Here is an 18174-nt window from a genome sequence, read left to right on the forward strand (position 1 = left end):
TGATTGACTCAAACAAAGGCTATTGCCTGAGCAAATGGAGCTAAAAAAAGAAACCGGCGCGAAGAACGCCGGCTTCACTTGGTCTTCTATCCCGCGCTGGGTTTACCCGAACACACGCCCCAGTGCGCCATCAACCGCATCGGTGATTTGGTCGATGTCGTCCGCCGTGGCGATCAAAGCCGGAGAGAAGCATAGCGTGTTGTTGCGGCCGGGGACCGAGCGGTTGGTGACACCGATGATTACCCCTTGCGCCATGCAATCGGCCACGACCGCTTGGGCCAGCTTTTCATCCACCGGTTCTTTGGACGCCCGATCCGCGACCAGTTCGGCACCCAGGAACAGGCCCTTGCCGCGCACGTCGCCGATGACCTTGTGCTTGTCCATCAGTGCCTGCAGGTTGCCCATCATGCGATCCCCCATCGCTGCGCAATTGCCCAGCAGGTTCTCGTCTTCGATGATGCGCATATTCTCGATCGCCGCGGCCGGCCCGGCGGTGCAGCCGCCAAAGGTCGAGATGTCGCGGAAATAGTTCATCGGGTCCGCGGCATCGTCTTTGAACATGTCAAAGACTTCCTCGGTAGTCACCATGCAGGCAATCGCGGCATAGCCCGAGGCCACGCCTTTGGCCATGGTCACGAAGTCGGGTTTCACCCCGTATTGCTGGTACCCGAACCAGGTGCCGGTGCGACCCACGCCGCAGACGACCTCGTCGATATGCAGCAGGATGTCGTACTTCTTGCAGATCTCCTGCACGCGCTGCCAATAGCCCTCGGGCGCTTCGATCACGCCGCCGCCGGCGGTCACCGGCTCAAGGCACAGCGCGCCTACGGTGTCGGGACCTTCGCGCAGGATCACCGCTTCGATCTGATCGGCGGCCCATTCGCCAAAGTTCTCGTCGGGCGCGCCGTCCAGTTCGTGCTTGCGGTATTCCATGCAGTGCGGAACGCGCACGAAATCCGGCGCAAAGGGGCCGTATTGCGCGTTGCGCTCATCCTGACCGCCCGCCGACATCGCCGCCAGGGTCGAGCCGTGATAATCGCGGTCGCGATACAGGATCTTGGTCTTCTTGCCGCCGTATTTCTTGTGGGCGATCTGGCGGACCATCTTGAAAGCTTTCTCGTTCGCCTCGCTCCCCGAGTTGGTGTAGTAGACCCGGCTCATGCCCGGCATCTTCTCGATCAGCTTTTCGGCAAACAGCGCCCCGGGGATCGAGCCCGCCGAGTTTGCAAAATAGCACAGCTTCATCAGCTGGTCGTAGACGGCCTTGCAGATGGATTCGCGGCCATAGCCCACGTTCACCGTCCATACGCCGCCCGAGACGGCATCCAGGTGTTCCTTGCCCTTTTGATCCCAGACGCGCATGCCCTTGCCTTCGACGATGATGCGCGGATCGTTCGTCTCAAACGGCTTGTGCTGGATCAAGTGGTGCCAGATATGGGCGCGGTCGGCCTCGACCACGCGGGAAAGATCGTTTTCGTTGAACGTGCCGTCCATGACATGTCCTTTCAGTAAGACGCGACGCGCGGGAATCACAATGCCCGGCGGGCGCGGATGAACCAGATACCGCAGATCAGCCCGAAAGCCCGGTACGCAGTAGGGCCAGATTACCCGATCGCGTAGCTCCAGTATATTCGCCTCGCGTATTTTTACGGGTTTGTTTTGCGGCAACCTTTGTGCTCAATACGAAAAATCCGACGAATTGGGGAGGAGAGGCGGATGGCGACCCACAGCATTTATCAGCGCGATCTGGACAAAGGCCCGGCCAATTTCACGGCCCTGTCCCCGCTTAGTTATATCGAGCGGACGGCGGCCGTTTACCCGGACTATCCGGCCGTGGTCTATGGCGACCGACGCTATAGCTGGGCGCAGACCTATGCGCGCTGCCGCCGGTTGGCCAGCGCGTTGGCTGCGCGTGGGGTGGGCAAGGGCGATACGGTGTCGATCATTGCCGCCAACATCCCCGAAATGTACGAGGCGCATTTCGGCGTACCCATGGCCGGCGCGGTGTTGAACACCATCAACACAAGGCTCGATGCCCCGATCATCGCCTTCATCCTGAACCACGCCGAATCCAAGGTGCTGCTGGTCGATCCCGAATTCTCGGGCGTGGTGAATCAGGCGCTGGAGCAGGTGGATCACGACATTCTGGTGATCGACATCGAGGACCCGAGTTTCGACGGTGGCGAGAAGCTGGGCGCGCTGACCTATGACGACCTGCTGGCCGAGGGCGACCCGGAATTTTCTTGGTCTCTGCCTGCCGATGAATGGGACGCGATCACGCTGAACTATACCTCGGGCACCACGGGCAACCCCAAGGGTGTCGTCTATCACCACCGTGGCGCGGCGCTGAACGCCACCTCGAACATCCTGACCTGGGGCATGCCGCAACATTCGGTCTATCTGTGGACGCTGCCGATGTTCCACTGCAATGGCTGGTGTTTTCCGTGGACCATGGCCGCGAACGCGGGCACGTCCGTATGCCTGCGTGCGGTGCGGGACGAGCCAATCTACCGCGCCTTCCGCGACGAGCGCGTGACCCATTTCTGCGGCGCGCCCATCGTTCTGAACATGCTGGCCAACGCACCCGATCACCTCAAGGATTTCGGCCATGAAATCAAGGTGATGACCGCAGGCGCCCCGCCGCCTGCCGCGGTGATCGCCGCGATGGAGGGGATGGGGATCGAGGTCACCCATGTCTATGGCCTGACCGAGACCTACGGGCCGTCGGTCGTGTGCGCCTGGAAGGAGGATTGGAACGACAAGCCCGCCGAGGAGCGCGCCGCGCTCAAAGTGCGGCAGGGGGTGAAATACGTTGCCCTGTCGGGGCTGATGGTGGCTGATCCCGAAACGCTCGAGCCGGTGCCGGCCGATGGCGAGACCATGGGCGAGATCTTCATGCAGGGCAACATCGTGATGAAAGGGTATCTCAAGAACCCCGAGGCCACGCAGAAAGCGTTCCGCGGCGGCTGGTTCGCCTCGGGCGATCTGGGGGTGATGCATCCCGACGGCTATGTCGCGCTGAAGGATCGGTCAAAGGACATCATCATCTCGGGGGGCGAGAACATCTCGTCGGTCGAGGTCGAGGATATCCTTTACAAGCACCCCGCCGTGATGGAGGCCGCCGTGGTCGCCAAACCGGACGAGAAATGGGGCGAGACGCCCTGCGCCTTTGTCGAGCTGAAGCCGGGCGCCGAAGCGACCAAGTCCGATCTGATCGCGTTCTGCCGCGACCACATGGCTCACTTCAAGGCGCCCAAGACGGTGGTGTTCGGGCCGCTGCCCAAGACATCGACGGGCAAGATCCAGAAATTCAAGCTCAGGGAACAGGCGCGGGCATTGGGCTAGGCGCCCAGCCGGTCAAAGATCGACAGGTCCAAGTCCAGCATCTCGCCCATCCAGATCGCCCGGTCGCGGTGGTCGGGCAGGTGCTGGCCGGTTTCAGGATGGGTGAACACGGTCAGCCCCTGCCGGTTGAGCATCAGCCATGGAATCACCTTGTCGAAGGCATCTGCGGCAAAACTCAACTGGCAACTCCAGCGCGGGTGGGGGCCGACATTGCGGCTGTGCATGTGGCCCATCTCGACGGGGAACAGGCGTGCAGCCTCTTCGCAGACACGGCGGGCGGTCTCCTGCGTTTCGGCGTCGAAATAGACATGGGCGTGATAGCCGGTGATCTGTGGCATCGGGGGCCTCGTGCGGTGATTTCCGGCACAAGGCTAGGCCCGATCGGCGCCGGTGCACAGACGCATTGGCACACAGACCCTGTGCGCGGCTCAGCCCGGCGCGTGGGCGTCCGGGTGGGCCGCTGCAAAGGCAGGGTGGTCCGCGCAGGCCGCCTCGACCGCCAGAATGCGCGGCATGTCCGACAGATCGACCTGCCAGCGCCGGGCGTTGTACATCTGCGGGATCAGGCACAGATCGGCCAAACCGGGCGCCGAACCCGTGCAATAGGGGGCCTGTTCGAATCCGGCCAGCATTGCCTCGAAGGCCAGCAGACCGGGGCGGATGAAATGGCGCATCCAGTCGCCGGGCATGTCGCCCTTTCCGCCGCTCAACTGCGTGGCGTGGCGGGCGACCTTCAGGTTGCAGACCGGGTGCAGATCCACCGCGATGGCATGGGCCAGCGCCTGCGCCCTGGCCCGCGCAACCGGCTTTTCCGGCAGCAGGTTCAGACCCCGCGTCCGGTCGAGATAGTCGAGAATGGCCAGTGACTGGGTCAATTGCGCGCCGTCGATCTCGAGCACCGGCACAAAGCCCTGCGGGTTGCGCGCCAGATGAGCGGGCGCGGTCTGCTCGCCCTTGACCAGATCGACGGTCTGCGCGCGATAGGCGATCCCGGCCAGGTTCAGCGCGATGCGCACCCGGTAGCTGGCCGAGGACCGCCAATAGTCATACAGGACGACGTCGCTCATCGGGCTTTGGCCGCGTCGATCGCCTGTTTCAGGATGGTCCGGTCGCCGATGTGGTTGGCCAGCACCAGCACCAGACGCGCGTTCAACGCATCGCTTTTGGCCTTGTCCAGACCGTCGTGCGCGGCCAGCAGATCGGCATAGAAATTATCCGCGCCGTCGATATTCGGGGTGAGGATCAGTTCATCCATTGTGCCTACTCCTTGCCGATGGCCCGGCGGATCGCATGCCGGAACGCGTTGTCTTCATAGCTGTCGCGCCGCGCCGCCACATGCTGGTCGGGCCGGATCAGATAGACCGCACCTTCCGCGTCGCCCATATACCGCCGCTTCAGCGCCAGCGTCCGGTCATCCTTGACCGACAGCGCCAGCCGCTCGACCGTCACACCCTCTTCCTCGATCATGTCAGGGGCGTCGGCGTCGATGGTCAGAAGGGTGAACTTGCCCGCCAGCTTGGGCAACAGGAATTCATCCCCCAGCGGCGCATCGGGGCAGGGCGATCCGGGGCGCGTTTCGGCCGGACCATCCAGCGCATCCGCCGAATTCAGCGGCGAGCCATCATAGGTGCAGGGCACGCTCAGCCGCCCGGAATTCACCAGCGGGCGAGCGAAGTCGTAATGTTCGCTCAGGTCCAGAACCGCGTCGCGCAGGATGCGCGACATTTCCGATTTCGGCGTGATGAAATCGGTCGAGCGGGTGGAGTTCAGGATGTTCTCGTCCGCACCATGGGTGCGCTCGACATCATAGCTGTCCAGCAGGCCGTCGGGCGCGGGACCATCAAGGACCATCTTCAGCTTCCAGCACAGGTTGTCAGTGTCCTGCAGGCCCGAATTGGCCCCACGCGCGCCGAAGGGGCTGACCTGATGGGCGCTGTCGCCGGCAAAGATCACCCGACCGTGGCGGAATTTCTCCATCCGGCGGCACTGGAAAGTATAGATGCTGACCCATTCCAGCTCGAACTGGACATCCTCGCCCAGCATCGCCTTGAGGCGCGGGATCACGTTTTCGGGGCGCTTTTCGCGTTCCTTGTCGATGTCCCAGCCCAGTTGCAGGTCGATGCGCCAGACATTGTCGGGCTGTTTGTGCAGCAGGGCGGACTGGCCGCGGTTGAAGGGTGGGTCGAACCAGAACCAGCGTTCGGACGGGAAATCGGCCTCCATGATCACGTCGGCGATCAGGAAGTTGTCCTCGAACACGCGGCCCACGAAATCCAGCCCCAGCATCCGACGGGTGGGCGAATTGGCCCCGTCGCAGGCGATCAGCCAGTCGGCTTCGACGGTGTACGACCCCTCGGGCGTTTCCACCTCGAGCTTGACGTGGTCGTCATGGGTGCCGATCGCCTCGACCTTGTTGCGGCCACGGATTTCGATCGGTGCGCCTTGGGCCTGCAACGCGCGGACCCGTTCGACCATGAACTGCTCAAAGTAGTATTGCTGAAGGTTGATGAAGGCCGGATGGGCGTAGCCCTCATCGGGCTGCAGGTTGAATTCATAGACCTTGCGGTCGTCGAAGAACACCTTGCCGGTGTTCCACAGCACGCCCTTGCCCACCATCGGCCGGGCACACCCCAGCCGGTCGGCGATTTCCAGCGTGCGCTGGGCGAAACAGATGGCGCGGCTGCCGAAACTGACCTTGTCGTTGTCGTCCAGCACCACCACCTCGACGCCCTGCTGGGCCAGGTCGATGGCGGCGGCCAGCCCGACCGGGCCCGCGCCGATCACGATCACCTGATGCCGCACCGGGGCCGGGGCATCCTGATCGGGGCTGCGGGCATAGGCATAGAGCGGCTGTTCAAAAATCTTGTTCATGGGCTCTCTCCCCAAGTTCCGTGCGCCGGGCGCACATTCCCTGCCCACCGGCGCGGGGCGCCGATGGCTCTCCTCCATGGTTGCATCGTTTTCAGGCCGGCAACACGATCTGGATCAAGTTGCCGGGCCATTTCTCAGCCCTGCAGGGCCTCCCACATCTCCAGATCGCGCTGGGCGGTCCAGATGCGCGGGGTCTCGATGCCGCGCGCCTCATCATAGGCGCGGGCCACGTTGAAGGGCAGGCAGTGTTCATAGATGGCGTAGTCCGAGAATTTCGGATCGCACTCCGCACGCACCGCGTCCCAGGCCTCTTTCAGGCTGCCGCCGCGTGCCGCCACCTTGGCCGCCGGGCGATAGGTGCTTTCGACGAAATCGCGGGTGTTCTCGATGGCGGCGTTCACCATTTCCTTGCCGACAAGCGCATCGCCGCGCCCCGGCGCGATGGCGTCCACGTCGAACCACTGGATCTGATCCAGCGTCTCGCCCCAGTCGCTGAAATACCCGTCACCGCAATAGCAGGCCGAGTGGTATTCGACGATGTCGCCGGTGAACATCACGTTCTGGTCGGGCACGTGGATGACGATGTCGCCGGCCGTATGCGCCCGCCCCAGATGCATCAGATCGACCCGGCGGTTGCCCAGATAGACCGTCATCGTGTCGCTGAAAGTAGTGGTGGGCCAGGTCAAGCCGGGGATGCTCTCGTGCCCTTCGAACAGGCGCGGAAAGCGCTGGAACTCGCTGTCCCAGTCCTCTTTCCCGCGTTCGACGACCATGGCGCGGGCCATGTCCGACATGATGATCTGCTGCGCACCGAAGGCGCTGGCGCCCAGCACGCGGACCGCGTGGTAATGGGTCAGCGCCACATGGGTGATCGGCTTGTCGGTTACCGAACGGATGCAGTCGATCACCTTTTGCGCAAGGCGCGGCGTGGCCTGGGCCTCGACCACCATCACGCTGTCATCGCCGATGATCACGCCCGAGTTCGGGTCACCTTCGGCGGTGAAGGCATATAGCCCTTCGCCCACCTCGGTGAACGAGATCTTCTTTTCGGTCATGTCCCCCTGGGACGCGAATGCCTTGGCCATTTGGCGCTCCTTATCGTGCGTATGGGTCTTCAAGGGCAGGCAGCACCGTGCCGGTGCAGTCGCCGAAACCGATCGTGTAGCCGTCGCCCCGGGCGGCGCCCTTGAGGGTCAGCGTGTCGCCGTCTTCGATGAAGCTGCGGGTTTCGCCGGTCTCCAGCGTGATCGGTTCCTTGCCGCCCCAGCTGAGTTCCAGAAGCGAGCCGCGGCTGTCCTTCGTCGGGCCCGAGATCGTGCCCGAGCCGAGCAGATCGCCTACGTTCATCGGGCAGCCCGAGGTGGTGTGATGCGCCAGTTGCTGCGCCGAGGAATAATACATTTCCTTGTAGTTGGTGCGCGCGATGGTGGACGCCGGTTTGCCTTCGGGCGCCATCGTTACCTCAAGCTCGATGTCATAGAGCATCGGGCCGCAGTCCTTGAGGTGGTCCAGCAACTCGACCTCACGCGGGGGCGTGTCGCAGCGGAACGGGTCCAGCGCGGCCTTGGTCACGATCCAGGGCGAAATCGAGGTGGCGGTGGCCTTGGCCTGAAACGGGCCCAGCGGCTGGTATTCCCAGGCCTGAATGTCGCGCGCCGACCAGTCGTTCAGCAGGACATAGCCAAAGATGTGGTCGTCGGCCTCCTGCACGGTGATCGGGCCGTCGGACGGGGTGCCGACGATGGCGCCCATCTCCAGCTCGATGTCGAAGCGGCGGCTGGGCAGGAAGGCGGGTCGGTCATGGTCGGGCGATTTCAACTGCCCCCACGGGCGGCGGATATCGGTGCCCGAAACCACCACCGACGAGGCGCGGCCGTTGTAGCCGATGGGGATGTGCAGCCAGTTGGGTGGCAGCGCGTTTTCCGGGCCGCGGAACATGGTGCCCACATTGGTGGCATGGTGCTTGCCCGCGTAGAAATCGGTGAATTCGCTGACGGCGAAGGGCATGTGCAGCTGGGCCTCGGCCTGCGGAACCAGCAGCGGTTCGATCTTGTCCTGTTCTTTCGACCCTTTCGCCAGCAGGGCGGTCAGCCGCTCGCGCAGCGCGGCCCAGACCGCCGGTCCCTGCTCCATCAGCGGGTTCCAGAAGGGCAGGTCGAACAGCGGCTCGTCGCCCAGCGTGATCAGCCCTTCGGCCTCGGCGGCGGACACGTCAAGGATCATGTCCCCGATGGCCACGCCGCAGCGGGGTTCGGTGCCTTCGGTCGAAAAGACGCCATAGGGCAGGTTGTTCAGCGGAAACGGGTGGTTCGCGTCATTGGCCGAGGCCACCCAGGATTTCATCAAAGGCATTGCGTTTCCTTGTGCGGTGCGGTGGCCGTGGGGCCACCGGTGTCATTTCTTTCCGGGCGTGCCGTCGAATTTCTTCTCCAGATCCGTCCAGCAATCGATGTAGTCATCCTGCAGCGGCGCCTCGTTCGCGGCAAAGGCGGTCAGGTGCTGCGGAAAGCGGGTCTCGAACATGAAGGACATGGTGTTGTCCAGCTTGTCCGGCCCCAGATTGGCGTTGGATGCCTTTTCAAAGGCTTCCTTGTCGGGGCCATGCGGGATCATCATGTTGTGCAGGCTCATGCCGCCCGGCACGAAGCCCTGCGGCTTGGCGTCATACTGGCCGTAGATATTGCCCATCAGCTCGGACATGATGTTCTTGTGGTACCACGGCGGGCGGAACGTGTCCTCCATCACCATCCAGCGTTCGCGGAACAGGACGAAGTCGATATTGGCCGTGCCCGGAACGCCCGAAGGCGCGGTCAGCACGGTAAAGATCGACGGATCGGGGTGGTCGAACAGAATGGCCCCGACCGGGCAATAGGTGCGCAGGTCGTATTTGTAGGGCGCGTAGTTGCCGTGCCAGGCCACCACGTCCAGCGGGCTGTGACCGATCTTGGTGGTGTGGAACTGGCCGCACCACTTGATCGTCACGGTCGAGGGCACCTCGCGATCCTCGAACGCGGCCACCGGCGCCTTGAAGTCGCGCGGGTTGGCCATGCAGTTGGCGCCAATCGGGCCGCGGCCCGGCAGCTCGAATTTCTGGCCGTAGTTCTCGCAGACGAAACCGCGGCAGGGGCCTTCCAGCACCTCGACGCGGTAGACCAGCCCGCGCGGGATGATGGCGATCTCCTTGGGTTCCAGGTCGATGATGCCCAGCTCGGTCGCAAAACGCAGCCGGCCTTCCTGCGGCACCACCAGAAGCTCGGAATCGGCCGAGAAGAAATAGTCGTCCACCATCGATTCGGTGACCAGATAGATGTGGCTGGCCATGCCGACCTGGGTGTTCACGTCGCCGGCGGTGGTCATGGTGCGCATGCCGGTCAGCCAGGTCAGCGGCTGGTCGGAATGGGGCACCGCGTCCCAGCGGTACTGGCCCAGGCTGATCACGTCCGGATCGACATTCGGGGCGCTTTTCCAATAGGGCAGGTCGGTCTTTTCATAGCGGTGCGAATGCTTGACCGACGGCCGGATGCGATAGCACCAGGTGCGCTCGGGCGGGTTGGCGGTGAAGGCGGTGCCGCTAAGCTGTTCGCCATATAGGCCATAGTTGCATTTCTGCGGGCTGTTCATGCCCTGCGGCAGCGCGCCGGGCAGCGCCTCGGTTTCAAAGTCATTGCCAAAGCCGGGCATATAGCCTGCATGGGTGCCAACGGGCGTGCTGGCTTGGGTCAGAGCGTGCGGGTCAGTCGGACGATTCATCGGGGTTCCTCCGTTTGCTGCTTGTCGGATAATAGTTGATTTTGTAACTAACAACCATGACACAGCCAGATTCCGCCGAAAAAGATGACTTCGACCTGCGAAATTTCCTGCCCTTCCTGCTCAACCAGGCGGCCGAGGAAAGCTCGTTGGATTTCCAGAAGGTTTACAAGAACCGCTATGGGATGCTGCGCACCGAATGGCGCGTGTTGTTCCACCTTGGCAATTACGGAGAGATGACCGCCAAGCAGATCGGGGAACGTGCCAAGATGCACAAGACCAAGATCAGCCGCGCGGTGCACAAGCTGGAACAGCGCCGATACCTGCGGCGCACCCGCGACGAAAACGACCGCCGGATGGAGCGGCTGACCCTGACACCCGCCGGTCTGACGGTGTACCGCGAATTGCGCGACATCGCCCGCGACTATGACGCTCGGCTGGCGGGCATGTTCACCACGGGCGAGGCGGCGCTGTTGCGGATGATGCTGCGGCGGCTGGCCGGGATGGACTGACCTCTGGTAATCTGGCCCCGCAGCCCCCAAGTGGGGTGCAGACCAGACGGAGCCCCAAGATGCCATCCACCGACCCCAAAGCCCGCGCCGATGATCTGATTGGATGGTTGCTGGACCGGGGGTTGGAAGGGGCCGAACAGTCGGAAATACTCGAAGGCTATTGCCTGCGGCTTGTAGATGCGGGCGTTCCCCTGATGCGGTTTCACGCCGCCCAGAGCGCCTATCACCCCACTTACGGCGGCACCGGTTTCAACTGGTACCGGGACGAAGGGGGCAGCGTCGAGAATTACGAGCACCGCGAGGAATTGCCTGATCAGTGGGTTTCCAGCCCGCTCTACGAGATGCTGCAGTCCGGCGCGAAGGAGCTGCGTGAAAGGCTGAAAGACCAGAACGAACCCAGCCGATTTCCGTTTTTGAACGAACTGCACCAGAAAGGTGCCACAGACTACTTTGCATCCGGTCTGGTTCTGCAGAAGGTCGAGCCCGAAAACCGGATTGCCCTGGATCAGATGCCCGAGGGGGTCTTGATGTCGTGGACGACGGACCATGCCGAGGGGTTCGACGACATTCACCTGGATCTGATCCGATATGCTCTGCCGCATCTGGGGCTGGCCTTGAAATCGGCCTCGAACCGGAAAATGGCGCAGGATCTGCTGCGCGTCTATCTGGGGCGGGATGCGGGTCGGCGCGTGCTGTCGGGGGAAATCCGGCGCGGATCGTTGCAGCAGATCGACGCTGTGATCTGGAACTTCGACCTCGAGGGCTTTACCGGCCTGGCCGAACGCCTTCCCGGGTCGGACATCATAGCGATGCTGAACGACTATCTGGCCGTGGCGGTCGAGGTCGTTCAGGGTTGTGGCGGCAATATCCTGAAATTCATGGGCGACGGGCTGATGGCCATGTTCGACGTGGGCGAGATCGACGAGGACGCCCGCGCCGCGCTGGCCGCCGTTGGTGTTCTGCAGACGCGTATGGCCGAGCTCAACGCGGAACGGGCCGCCGCCGGCCTGCCGGTCGCCAATTTCACACTTGCCTTGCATTCGGGCGAGATCCTTTATGGCAATATCGGTGCTGAAAGCCGGCTGGATTTCACCGTGATCGGACCGGCGGTGAACCAGGCCGCGCGTATCGCAGGCATGCACCGCTCGCTGGACCGGCGTATCTTGATCTCGGATGACGTGGCCCGTGCCGCTCAGCCCTGCGAACAGGACCTGATCTCGGTCGGGCGCTATATGCTGCGCGGCGTGCCCGAACCCAAAGAGCTGTTCACGATCTACGCGCCGACGGCCTAGAAGTCGATCTCGACCCCGGGCAGGTTCAGTTCACGCATCATGTCGCGCAACTCCTGACGGGCAGCGATGTTCGAGATATTGAGCTGTTTCACCCCGATATCCTTGAGGTCCAGCAGCGTCAGCCCGCGCGGGAACAGTTCGCGAAAGATCACACGCTCGGAAAAGCCCGAGGCGACGCGGAAGCCGATGCGCTGCGACAGCATCTCGATGGCGCGCTGCATCTTTTCCTTGTTGACCATGCGCTGGGTGCCCACGCGGTTGCGCACCACCACCCAATCGATCGGTTTCAGCCCGGCCTGCGCCCGCAATTGCCGCGCGTTCCAGACCATCTCGGAATAGACCGAGGGCCCGAGGATCTTTTCGCCCTTCGAGTCGATCCGGGCCAGCAGGTCGAAATCGATGAAACTGTCGTTCAGCGGCGTGATCAGCGTGTCGGCCAGCGAATGAGCCACCTGGCTCAGCCTTGTGTGCGAGCCGGGGCAGTCGATCAGGATGAAATCGCTGTCGCTTTCCAACTCGGCCACGGCGGCCGACAGACGGTGGTCATAGATGTTCTCGCCGGGTTTGAGCTTGCTTGCGTCGATCTCGGGCAGGTCATGGTGACGCGGGCTGGGCAGCTCCAGCTTTTCCGTGGAAAGGAAATTGCGGCGGTTCTCGAAATAGCGGCCCAGGCTGCGCTGCCGCAGGTCCAGATCCAGGGTGCTGACCTTGTTGCCCAAACGCGCAAGCGCGGTTGCAACATGCATGGAAACCGTCGACTTGCCTGCGCCGCCCTTTTCGTTCCCCACAACGATGATATGTGCCATACCTGTATTCCCAAGTCGCGCCGTGTTTGCCTACACGTTGTTTGAACCCACTATATGTTGTGTGATCCGCGAAGAAAAGCGGTCCTGTAGGGTCTGCGGGACAATATCAGTGTCTATATTGGTTTTTTTCGCGATACCCGCAGCTTGACGCTTGGTTGTTGCCAAACGGGGCGTGCGCCGCCACAGTCTGTAAACTGACTTGGACGCAAGGACCCGGCTTGGAGCACGTATTCCTGAACGTATTGAACATCGTTCTGCCGGTGCTGATCTGTGCTGGTGTGGGGTACGGGCTGGCGGTCGCGCGCGCACCGTTCGACAACAAGGTGATCGGCGGGATTGTCTCGAAGGTGGGATATCCGACACTGATCATCTCTCATCTGTCCGCCACCAAGATCCAGATTGCCACGTTTCTGGACATGATGGCGGCCGCTGCCCTCGCCATTGCGGCGTTCGGCGTGCTCGGGTTTTTGGTATTGCGGCTGTTGCGCTGGCCGGTGCGGGCGTTTCTGACCCCGCTGATGCATGGCAATGTGGGCAATATCGGGTTGCCGATCACTCTGCTGGCACTGGGCGATGCGGGCATGGCATATACGATGGCTTTTGTCGTCGTGGTGTTGGTGAGCATTTTCACGGTCGGCATGTGGATCCCGGCCGGAGAGTTCTCGGCCCGCAAGCTTGCAACATCTCCGATAATCTATGCGGTTGCCATCGCGCTGACGCTGATGGCTACGGGTTCTGCCCTGCCGCAACCGATCGCCAAATCCTTTGACATTCTGGGCGGGCTGTCGATCCCGCTGATGTTGCTGACACTGGGTCACACGCTGGCCACGCTTCGTACGGGCAGCCTTGGCCGGGCAGTCGTTCTGACAGGTCTGCATCTCGTTCTGGCTGCCGGGATCGCCACCACGCTTATCTGGCTGTTCGGCTTTACCGGGGTCGAACGCGGAGCGTTGATCCTGTGCTGCCTGATGCCGTCTTCGGTTGCGACATACCTGTTCATCGACCAGCATGTTCCGGAAAATGGCCCGGAAGTGGCCGGGTACATCATGGTCTCAACCCTGACGACGATCCTGGTGCTGCCGCTCGCCTTGGCCTACTGGATCTGACTTTGCCCAACCAGGAACCGACATCATGATATTGCACTGCGTGTTCTTCACTTTCCGATCAGATGCACCGCAGGACGCGCGCCGCGCCGTTCTGACCGGCTTGGCCGAGCTATGCGCAGATCTGGACGGGGCCTTGGCCTTTGAAAGCGGCCCCAATCTCGATTTCGAAGGAAAGTCGCAGGATTATCTCGATGGGTTCGTGATCCGCTTTGCGGATCGACCCGCCGTGAAGGCTTACGCCGAACACCCGACACACCGCCGGTTGGGCGGTCAGATGTGTGATCTGTGTCAGAATGGTGCCGACGGGATCATCGTCTTTGACCTAGACGTGCCGGACGCGCAATAGAAGCGGCCAACGAAAAAGGCCGCCCCCTCGGGGACGGCCTTGGAATTTCCGCAAAGGCGCTGGTTCAGAAACCCAGGCCTTCGTACTTCTTCTTGAACTTCGACACGCGACCGCCGGCGTCCATCAGGCGCGACGAGCCACCGGTCCACGCAGGATGCGAGGAGGGGTCGATTTCCAGGGCCAGCTGATCGCCTTCGGCGCCCCAGGTCGATTTCATCTGGATCACGGTGCCGTCGGTCAGTTTGACGTCGATCATGTGGTAGTCGGGATGGATGTCTTTTTTCATCTTTCCGCTCCTTACGCCTCGGCGCCAGCCTTGGGCTTGTAGTTGGTGACTTCTGCGATACGGGCGGATTTACCGCGACGGGTACGCAGATAGTACAGTTTGGCGCGACGGACGCGGCCACGACGGACAACGGTGATGCTGTCGATGTTGGTCGAATGCAGCGGGAACACACGCTCAACGCCTTCGCCAAACGAAATCTTGCGAACGGTGAACGAACCGGCGATGCCGCTGCCACCTTTGCGCGCAATGCAGACGCCTTCGTAGTTTTGCACACGGGTACGCGACCCTTCGGTCACTTTAAAGCCGACACGGATGGTGTCACCGGCTTTGAAATCGGGGATGTCTTTCCCCAGGGCGGCAATCTGTTCCGCCTCAAGCTGTGCGATCAGGTCCATCGCAGTTACTCCTATCTGCTCGTGGTTGGTCCACGAAGTTGGGCACGATCTGAGAGCTCTTGGTCTTCTCCGGGTCCCGCGATCTGCAGCCCGCCAGAGGTCAGGTCGAATGTTCCTTTTGGTCCGGGTTATTCCACAGCTTCCCTGATCCGAAGAAGGGCAGGTGCGTTCCTGCGATCAACCCAAAACACCGGAGTCGCCCCAGAGGCGGCACCGGATTGCGCCCGTTTAGGGAAGTCGGACGTGCATATCAAGCCCAAATCGCCGGTTTTCAGGCCAAATCGCGGTGGATTTGGTGGGAATCCGCCGTCACCTGTACCGCGGCGTTGCCTTGTGCCGGGGATCGGGCATTCTGGATCATAATTCAAGAGCAGGTTTAGAGGCAGAGCAACAGGATGAGCAAAGCGATTTTCTGCGTGGTTCTTGCGCTGGCACTGATGTCTTGCGGGCGTCGTGCGCCGGCGCCCCAAATCGTAGACCAACCGGTGGTTGCGGGACTTTCCGGGCCTTCGGTTCTGTACCCCGCCTTTGCGGATGCCGACCCGCATGACTGGGAGCGGCGGCGGCCCGAGCACTATCCCGTGCATGGGCTCGACGTCTCGCGCTGGCAGGGACCGATCGACTGGCGTCAGGCCAAGGCCTCGGGGGTCAGTTTCGTGTTCATTAAGGCGACCGAAGGGGGCGACGTGGCCGATCCGATGTTCCAGGATCACAGTCAGGGCGCCCGGGCGGCTGGGGTTCCGTGGGGTGCATATCACTATTACTACTTCTGCCGCCCCGCGGCCGAGCAGGCCCGCTGGTTCATTCGCAACGTTCCCCGAGGGGCCGACCTGCCGCATGTGCTGGACATGGAATGGACCCCTCATTCCAAAACCTGCACCCTGCGCCCCGATGGCAAGACGGTGCGGGCCGAGGCGGAAAGGTTCCTCGACATATTGGAGCGACACTACGGTCGCCGGCCGATCGTCTACACCACGGTCGATTTCTACGAGGACACAGGTATCGGACGGCTACCAAAGACCGAGTTCTGGCTGCGCTCGGTCGCGGGGCATCCGCGCAATGTCTATCCCAAGGCAGTCTGGCGGTTCTGGCAGTATACGGGTACCGGTTTGGTGCCCGGAGTGCAGGGGCGAGTGGACATCAACGCCTTCAACGGCTCACCTGATATTTGGGCGCGTTGGAAGGCGGGCGCACCCTAGTCGTCGGCTTCCCTGCGCGCCTTCAGGTAGGCATCCCACAGGTCCGGGCGGCGCGTGCGGGTAATCTCTTCCGCCATCTGGTGACGCCATTCGGCGATGCGCCCATGATGTCCAGACATCAGGATCGGGGGGATTTCGCGCCCGTTCCACTCGGCTGGCCGAGTGTATTGCGGGTGTTCCAGCAAGCCGGACGAAAAGCTCTCTTCCTCGGTCGAGGCCTGATTTCCCAGAACCCCGGGCAGCAGTCGCACGGTGGCGTCGATCAGCGCCTGCGCGGCAATCTCGCCTCCGGTCATGACGAAATCGCCCAGCGAGACTTCCTGGATGCCGTAGTGCTCTAAAACCCGTTCATCAACGCCTTCAAATCGGCCACACAACAGGGTCATGCCATCGCAAAGGGCCAAGTTCTGCATCATGCGCTGATCCATCCGGCGCCCGCGCGGGCTGAGGTAGATCAGCGGCCAGTTGCCCTGTACCCCATCCATAGTGTGATCAACGGCGGCCCCCAGTACATCCGGCCGCAACACCATGCCGGCACCGCCGCCTGCGGGCGTGTCGTCGACATTGCGATGCTTGCCGACACCGAACTGCCGCAGATCGACCGTTTCCAGTTGCCACTGACCCTCCTGCAGCGCCTTGCCGGTCAGGCTTTCGCCCAAGACGCCGGGAAAGGCAGATGGGAACAGCGTGATCACCTTGGCCTTCCACACGCCATGCAGGTCCGGCGTGGGCGTCAGCAACTCACGCGGTTTCAGCGTGGGGCGAATAGCCTTGCGGCCATGTGACTTTGCAGGTTTGTCCGTCATGTGTTCGTGGTCAGGCTGTTTTGGGCGCGTTCGACGATGCGGGCTTTCTGTCGGACCAGCGCCGCCTCGTCCAGCCCCGATCGGTTCAACTCGAGCATTTCCGAAAGCGCTTCTTGCGGCAATGCCGGGTTTGAGCGAGTGGGCTTGACCAGCAGGGTGGCCTTCTCGGGCGGCAGGTCCAGGAATTCGGCAAAAGGTGTGCCGGGGCCAAAGCTGCGCTCACGCAGGTCTTCCAACCATTCGGTCTGCACTCGAACCGAAGGCAGCCGATCACGAACGGCGTCCGCAGTCTGCTGCAGCGAAGGGAGCTCTTCGAGCCTCTCGCGGAACGTGTCAAAATCCTGCACCAGCCGCGTGCGCTGAAGATCATGGGCCCAGAGACTGCGGATCCAACTGCCGCGCTGGCGCAGCGAGAGATAGACGGTGATGTCCAGTTCCGATCCGACCAGCCGGTTGCGCAGCGTATCGACCACGCAGGCGGCCAGATCTGGGGCTTCGGCGTATCCCACAATTAGATTGCGGCTGGGGCGAAGCCCCGAGAAGTTCTCCTCGCTCAGGATCAGCCCGCGCTTTTCCCCGAAATCCAGCGTCGCCAGAAGTTCGCGCCAGCGATTGCCGAATTCGGACAGCGTACCGAATGTCCCATACAGCGAATGGCGCGTGGCGGCTTCCGATAACCCGGATTTGCGGGTGACATATGGCAGAACCAATGCGTGGCGCGGCCAGATCAACGCTCGGTTCTCGAACAGAAAGGATTGCGCGGCGGTCGTGCCGGTTTTGTGAAGGCCCAGATGCAGCAGGATGCGCCGCGTCACAGCAGGCCCTCGGGAGGGTCGGCGACGATACGCCCGGCCTCAAGGTCAATCGTGGGTACGGCCGCTTTGGTGAATGGCAGAAATACAGTGGATTTCAGCCCGGGCCCGTGCAGTTCGAGCAGGTCGTCGGCGCCGTGGTTCTGCACCGATTTGACCCGCCCCAGCAGGGTTCCCCCGGTGTCATAGACCTCAAGCCCCAAAAGGTCGGCGTGATAGAATTCGTCATCCGGCAGCGATGGCAACTGCTCGCGCCGGGCATAAAGGCGCAGCCCCTTCAGGGCGTCCGCCTGTTCCTTGGTTTCGACCCCGCCTAGACGCGCGGCAAATCCGTTCTTGATCGCGCGTGTGATGATCAGCGGATAGCGCTGGGCGCCACTCTCGTCGGTCAGGGGGGAGTAGGTCTCGATATCCTCTGGTACCGCGCAATAGCTTTTCAGGCGGACCTCGCCGCGTACGCCGAAGGACCCGGCGATGCTGCCGACACAGATCAGATCAGTCATTGGGCATTTCCGTTGTCACGCATATTCCACTTTCCCAGACACCGATTTCGCCACAGGCTTCGCGTTGATTGCTGCGTTCAAAGAACACGCCCACAATAAAGGCGATCAGCAGCAGGATGGGAAGGCGTATCAATCCAAACATGCCACC

The 18174-nt window shown here is 62.3% G+C and carries 21 protein-coding genes; 6 read left to right on the forward strand and 15 right to left on the reverse strand.

Annotation, left to right across the window (positions count from 1 at the left end; all coding sequences use genetic code 11):
• Positions 1-102: 102 nt before the first annotated feature.
• Positions 103-1494, reverse strand: a complete 1392-nt coding sequence (locus K3752_RS01675) for an aspartate aminotransferase family protein (RefSeq protein ID WP_170361432.1) — start codon at positions 1492-1494, stop codon at positions 103-105.
• A gap of 222 nt (positions 1495-1716) precedes the next feature.
• Here K3752_RS01675 and K3752_RS01680 point away from each other — a divergent pair, with 222 nt between their 5' ends.
• Positions 1717-3345 (forward strand): acyl-CoA synthetase, encoded by a 1629-nt coding sequence (locus K3752_RS01680; protein WP_260064455.1) that lies wholly within the window; start codon positions 1717-1719, stop codon positions 3343-3345.
• Here K3752_RS01680 and K3752_RS01685 read toward each other — a convergent pair.
• The 7 genes from K3752_RS01685 to hmgA all read right to left on the reverse strand — a co-directional run bounded on the left by K3752_RS01685 (position 3342) and on the right by hmgA (position 9966).
• Entirely contained in the window at positions 3342-3683 is a 342-nt protein-coding gene (locus K3752_RS01685; protein ID WP_170343368.1) for a DOPA 4,5-dioxygenase family protein, read from the reverse strand. The two genes, K3752_RS01680 and K3752_RS01685, sit on opposite strands and share 4 nt — an antisense overlap.
• Before the next feature lie 90 nt (positions 3684-3773).
• The gene (gene maiA, locus K3752_RS01690; RefSeq protein WP_260064458.1) at positions 3774-4412 is read right to left on the reverse strand and encodes a maleylacetoacetate isomerase; all 639 of its coding nucleotides are present in this window, start codon (positions 4410-4412) and stop codon (positions 3774-3776) included.
• Positions 4409-4600: a DUF2783 domain-containing protein gene (locus tag K3752_RS01695; protein WP_260064460.1), complete on the reverse strand. Its 192-nt coding sequence runs from the start codon at positions 4598-4600 to the stop codon at positions 4409-4411. The genes maiA and K3752_RS01695 overlap by 4 nt, the downstream gene beginning before the upstream one ends.
• A gap of 5 nt (positions 4601-4605) precedes the next feature.
• Complete coding sequence (locus K3752_RS01700) at positions 4606-6216, reverse strand: FAD-dependent oxidoreductase (RefSeq protein WP_260064461.1); 1611 nt, start codon at positions 6214-6216, stop codon at positions 4606-4608.
• Between the two features lie 134 nt (positions 6217-6350).
• Positions 6351-7301 carry an MBL fold metallo-hydrolase gene (locus K3752_RS01705; protein WP_260064462.1) on the reverse strand — a complete coding sequence of 317 codons (951 nt, stop codon included), beginning with the start codon at positions 7299-7301 and terminating at the stop codon, positions 6351-6353.
• 10 nt (positions 7302-7311) lie between these two features.
• Positions 7312-8568: a fumarylacetoacetase gene (gene fahA / locus K3752_RS01710; protein WP_260064463.1), complete on the reverse strand. Its 1257-nt coding sequence runs from the start codon at positions 8566-8568 to the stop codon at positions 7312-7314.
• A 42-nt stretch (positions 8569-8610) separates the two neighbouring features.
• Positions 8611-9966, reverse strand: a complete 1356-nt coding sequence (gene hmgA / locus K3752_RS01715; RefSeq protein WP_170366204.1) for a homogentisate 1,2-dioxygenase — start codon at positions 9964-9966, stop codon at positions 8611-8613.
• Positions 9967-10022: 56 nt separating this feature from the next.
• Between hmgA and K3752_RS01720 the strand changes: the two genes are divergently transcribed.
• Entirely contained in the window at positions 10023-10475 is a 453-nt protein-coding gene (locus tag K3752_RS01720) for a MarR family winged helix-turn-helix transcriptional regulator (protein WP_093965172.1), read from the forward strand.
• Between the two features lie 59 nt (positions 10476-10534).
• Entirely contained in the window at positions 10535-11767 is a 1233-nt protein-coding gene (locus K3752_RS01725) for an adenylate/guanylate cyclase domain-containing protein (RefSeq protein ID WP_170407893.1), read from the forward strand.
• Here K3752_RS01725 and K3752_RS01730 read toward each other — a convergent pair.
• Positions 11764-12573, reverse strand: a complete 810-nt coding sequence (locus tag K3752_RS01730) for a division plane positioning ATPase MipZ (RefSeq protein ID WP_093965175.1) — start codon at positions 12571-12573, stop codon at positions 11764-11766. The two genes, K3752_RS01725 and K3752_RS01730, sit on opposite strands and share 4 nt — an antisense overlap.
• Before the next feature lie 218 nt (positions 12574-12791).
• On the opposite strand from K3752_RS01730, the gene K3752_RS01735 reads away from it, so the two are divergent.
• Positions 12792-13679, forward strand: coding sequence for an AEC family transporter (locus K3752_RS01735; protein ID WP_260064469.1), 888 nt, complete (start codon positions 12792-12794; stop codon positions 13677-13679).
• A 25-nt stretch (positions 13680-13704) separates the two neighbouring features.
• Positions 13705-14025: a Dabb family protein gene (locus K3752_RS01740; protein WP_260064474.1), complete on the forward strand. Its 321-nt coding sequence runs from the start codon at positions 13705-13707 to the stop codon at positions 14023-14025.
• A 64-nt stretch (positions 14026-14089) separates the two neighbouring features.
• Here K3752_RS01740 and rpmE read toward each other — a convergent pair whose 3' ends face one another.
• Positions 14090-14311: a 50S ribosomal protein L31 gene (rpmE, locus tag K3752_RS01745; protein ID WP_093965180.1), complete on the reverse strand. Its 222-nt coding sequence runs from the start codon at positions 14309-14311 to the stop codon at positions 14090-14092.
• Between the two features lie 11 nt (positions 14312-14322).
• Complete coding sequence (gene rplS, locus K3752_RS01750) at positions 14323-14706, reverse strand: 50S ribosomal protein L19 (protein ID WP_039541573.1); 384 nt, start codon at positions 14704-14706, stop codon at positions 14323-14325.
• A 395-nt stretch (positions 14707-15101) separates the two neighbouring features.
• Here rplS and K3752_RS01755 point away from each other — a divergent pair, with 395 nt between their 5' ends.
• Positions 15102-15905, forward strand: coding sequence for a GH25 family lysozyme (locus K3752_RS01755; protein WP_170343377.1), 804 nt, complete (start codon positions 15102-15104; stop codon positions 15903-15905).
• On the opposite strand, the gene trmD is transcribed toward K3752_RS01755, so the two are convergent.
• Genes trmD through K3752_RS01775 form a run of 4 tightly spaced genes read right to left on the reverse strand, consistent with a single transcriptional unit; the run spans position 15902 to position 18168 of the window.
• Complete coding sequence (gene trmD, locus K3752_RS01760; RefSeq protein WP_260064484.1) at positions 15902-16711, reverse strand: tRNA (guanosine(37)-N1)-methyltransferase TrmD; 810 nt, start codon at positions 16709-16711, stop codon at positions 15902-15904. The genes K3752_RS01755 and trmD overlap by 4 nt on opposite strands.
• Positions 16708-17526: a hypothetical protein gene (locus K3752_RS01765; protein ID WP_260064485.1), complete on the reverse strand. Its 819-nt coding sequence runs from the start codon at positions 17524-17526 to the stop codon at positions 16708-16710. The genes trmD and K3752_RS01765 overlap by 4 nt, the downstream gene beginning before the upstream one ends.
• On the reverse strand, positions 17523-18026 hold the full coding sequence (gene rimM, locus K3752_RS01770) for a ribosome maturation factor RimM (protein WP_170367890.1): 504 nt from the start codon (positions 18024-18026) through the stop codon (positions 17523-17525). The genes K3752_RS01765 and rimM overlap by 4 nt, the downstream gene beginning before the upstream one ends.
• Positions 18019-18168: a hypothetical protein gene (locus tag K3752_RS01775; RefSeq protein ID WP_170367892.1), complete on the reverse strand. Its 150-nt coding sequence runs from the start codon at positions 18166-18168 to the stop codon at positions 18019-18021. The genes rimM and K3752_RS01775 overlap by 8 nt, the downstream gene beginning before the upstream one ends.
• Positions 18169-18174 lie beyond the last annotated feature (6 nt).

The sequence above is a fragment of the Ruegeria sp. B32 genome (assembly GCF_025141855.1).
Taxonomy (GTDB): Bacteria; Pseudomonadota; Alphaproteobacteria; order Rhodobacterales; family Rhodobacteraceae; genus Ruegeria; species Ruegeria arenilitoris.

Coding starts and splice junctions, on each gene's coding strand:
- rimM (WP_170367890.1), bottom strand. CDS start 18,026: ATGACTGATCTGATCTGTGTCGGCAGCATCGCCGGGTCCTTCGGCGTA.
- rpmE (WP_093965180.1), bottom strand. CDS start 14,311: ATGAAAAAAGACATCCATCCCGACTACCACATGATCGACGTCAAACTG.
- rplS (WP_039541573.1), bottom strand. CDS start 14,706: ATGGACCTGATCGCACAGCTTGAGGCGGAACAGATTGCCGCCCTGGGG.
- maiA (WP_260064458.1), bottom strand. CDS start 4,412: ATGAGCGACGTCGTCCTGTATGACTATTGGCGGTCCTCGGCCAGCTAC.
- K3752_RS01775 (WP_170367892.1), bottom strand. CDS start 18,168: ATGTTTGGATTGATACGCCTTCCCATCCTGCTGCTGATCGCCTTTATT.
- trmD (WP_260064484.1), bottom strand. CDS start 16,711: ATGACGGACAAACCTGCAAAGTCACATGGCCGCAAGGCTATTCGCCCC.
- K3752_RS01700 (WP_260064461.1), bottom strand. CDS start 6,216: ATGAACAAGATTTTTGAACAGCCGCTCTATGCCTATGCCCGCAGCCCC.
- hmgA (WP_170366204.1), bottom strand. CDS start 9,966: ATGAATCGTCCGACTGACCCGCACGCTCTGACCCAAGCCAGCACGCCC.
- K3752_RS01675 (WP_170361432.1), bottom strand. CDS start 1,494: ATGGACGGCACGTTCAACGAAAACGATCTTTCCCGCGTGGTCGAGGCC.
- K3752_RS01755 (WP_170343377.1), top strand. CDS start 15,102: ATGAGCAAAGCGATTTTCTGCGTGGTTCTTGCGCTGGCACTGATGTCT.
- K3752_RS01695 (WP_260064460.1), bottom strand. CDS start 4,600: ATGGATGAACTGATCCTCACCCCGAATATCGACGGCGCGGATAATTTC.
- K3752_RS01740 (WP_260064474.1), top strand. CDS start 13,705: ATGATATTGCACTGCGTGTTCTTCACTTTCCGATCAGATGCACCGCAG.
- K3752_RS01725 (WP_170407893.1), top strand. CDS start 10,535: ATGCCATCCACCGACCCCAAAGCCCGCGCCGATGATCTGATTGGATGG.
- K3752_RS01680 (WP_260064455.1), top strand. CDS start 1,717: ATGGCGACCCACAGCATTTATCAGCGCGATCTGGACAAAGGCCCGGCC.
- K3752_RS01705 (WP_260064462.1), bottom strand. CDS start 7,301: ATGGCCAAGGCATTCGCGTCCCAGGGGGACATGACCGAAAAGAAGATC.
- K3752_RS01720 (WP_093965172.1), top strand. CDS start 10,023: ATGACACAGCCAGATTCCGCCGAAAAAGATGACTTCGACCTGCGAAAT.
- K3752_RS01730 (WP_093965175.1), bottom strand. CDS start 12,573: ATGGCACATATCATCGTTGTGGGGAACGAAAAGGGCGGCGCAGGCAAG.
- K3752_RS01685 (WP_170343368.1), bottom strand. CDS start 3,683: ATGCCACAGATCACCGGCTATCACGCCCATGTCTATTTCGACGCCGAA.
- fahA (WP_260064463.1), bottom strand. CDS start 8,568: ATGCCTTTGATGAAATCCTGGGTGGCCTCGGCCAATGACGCGAACCAC.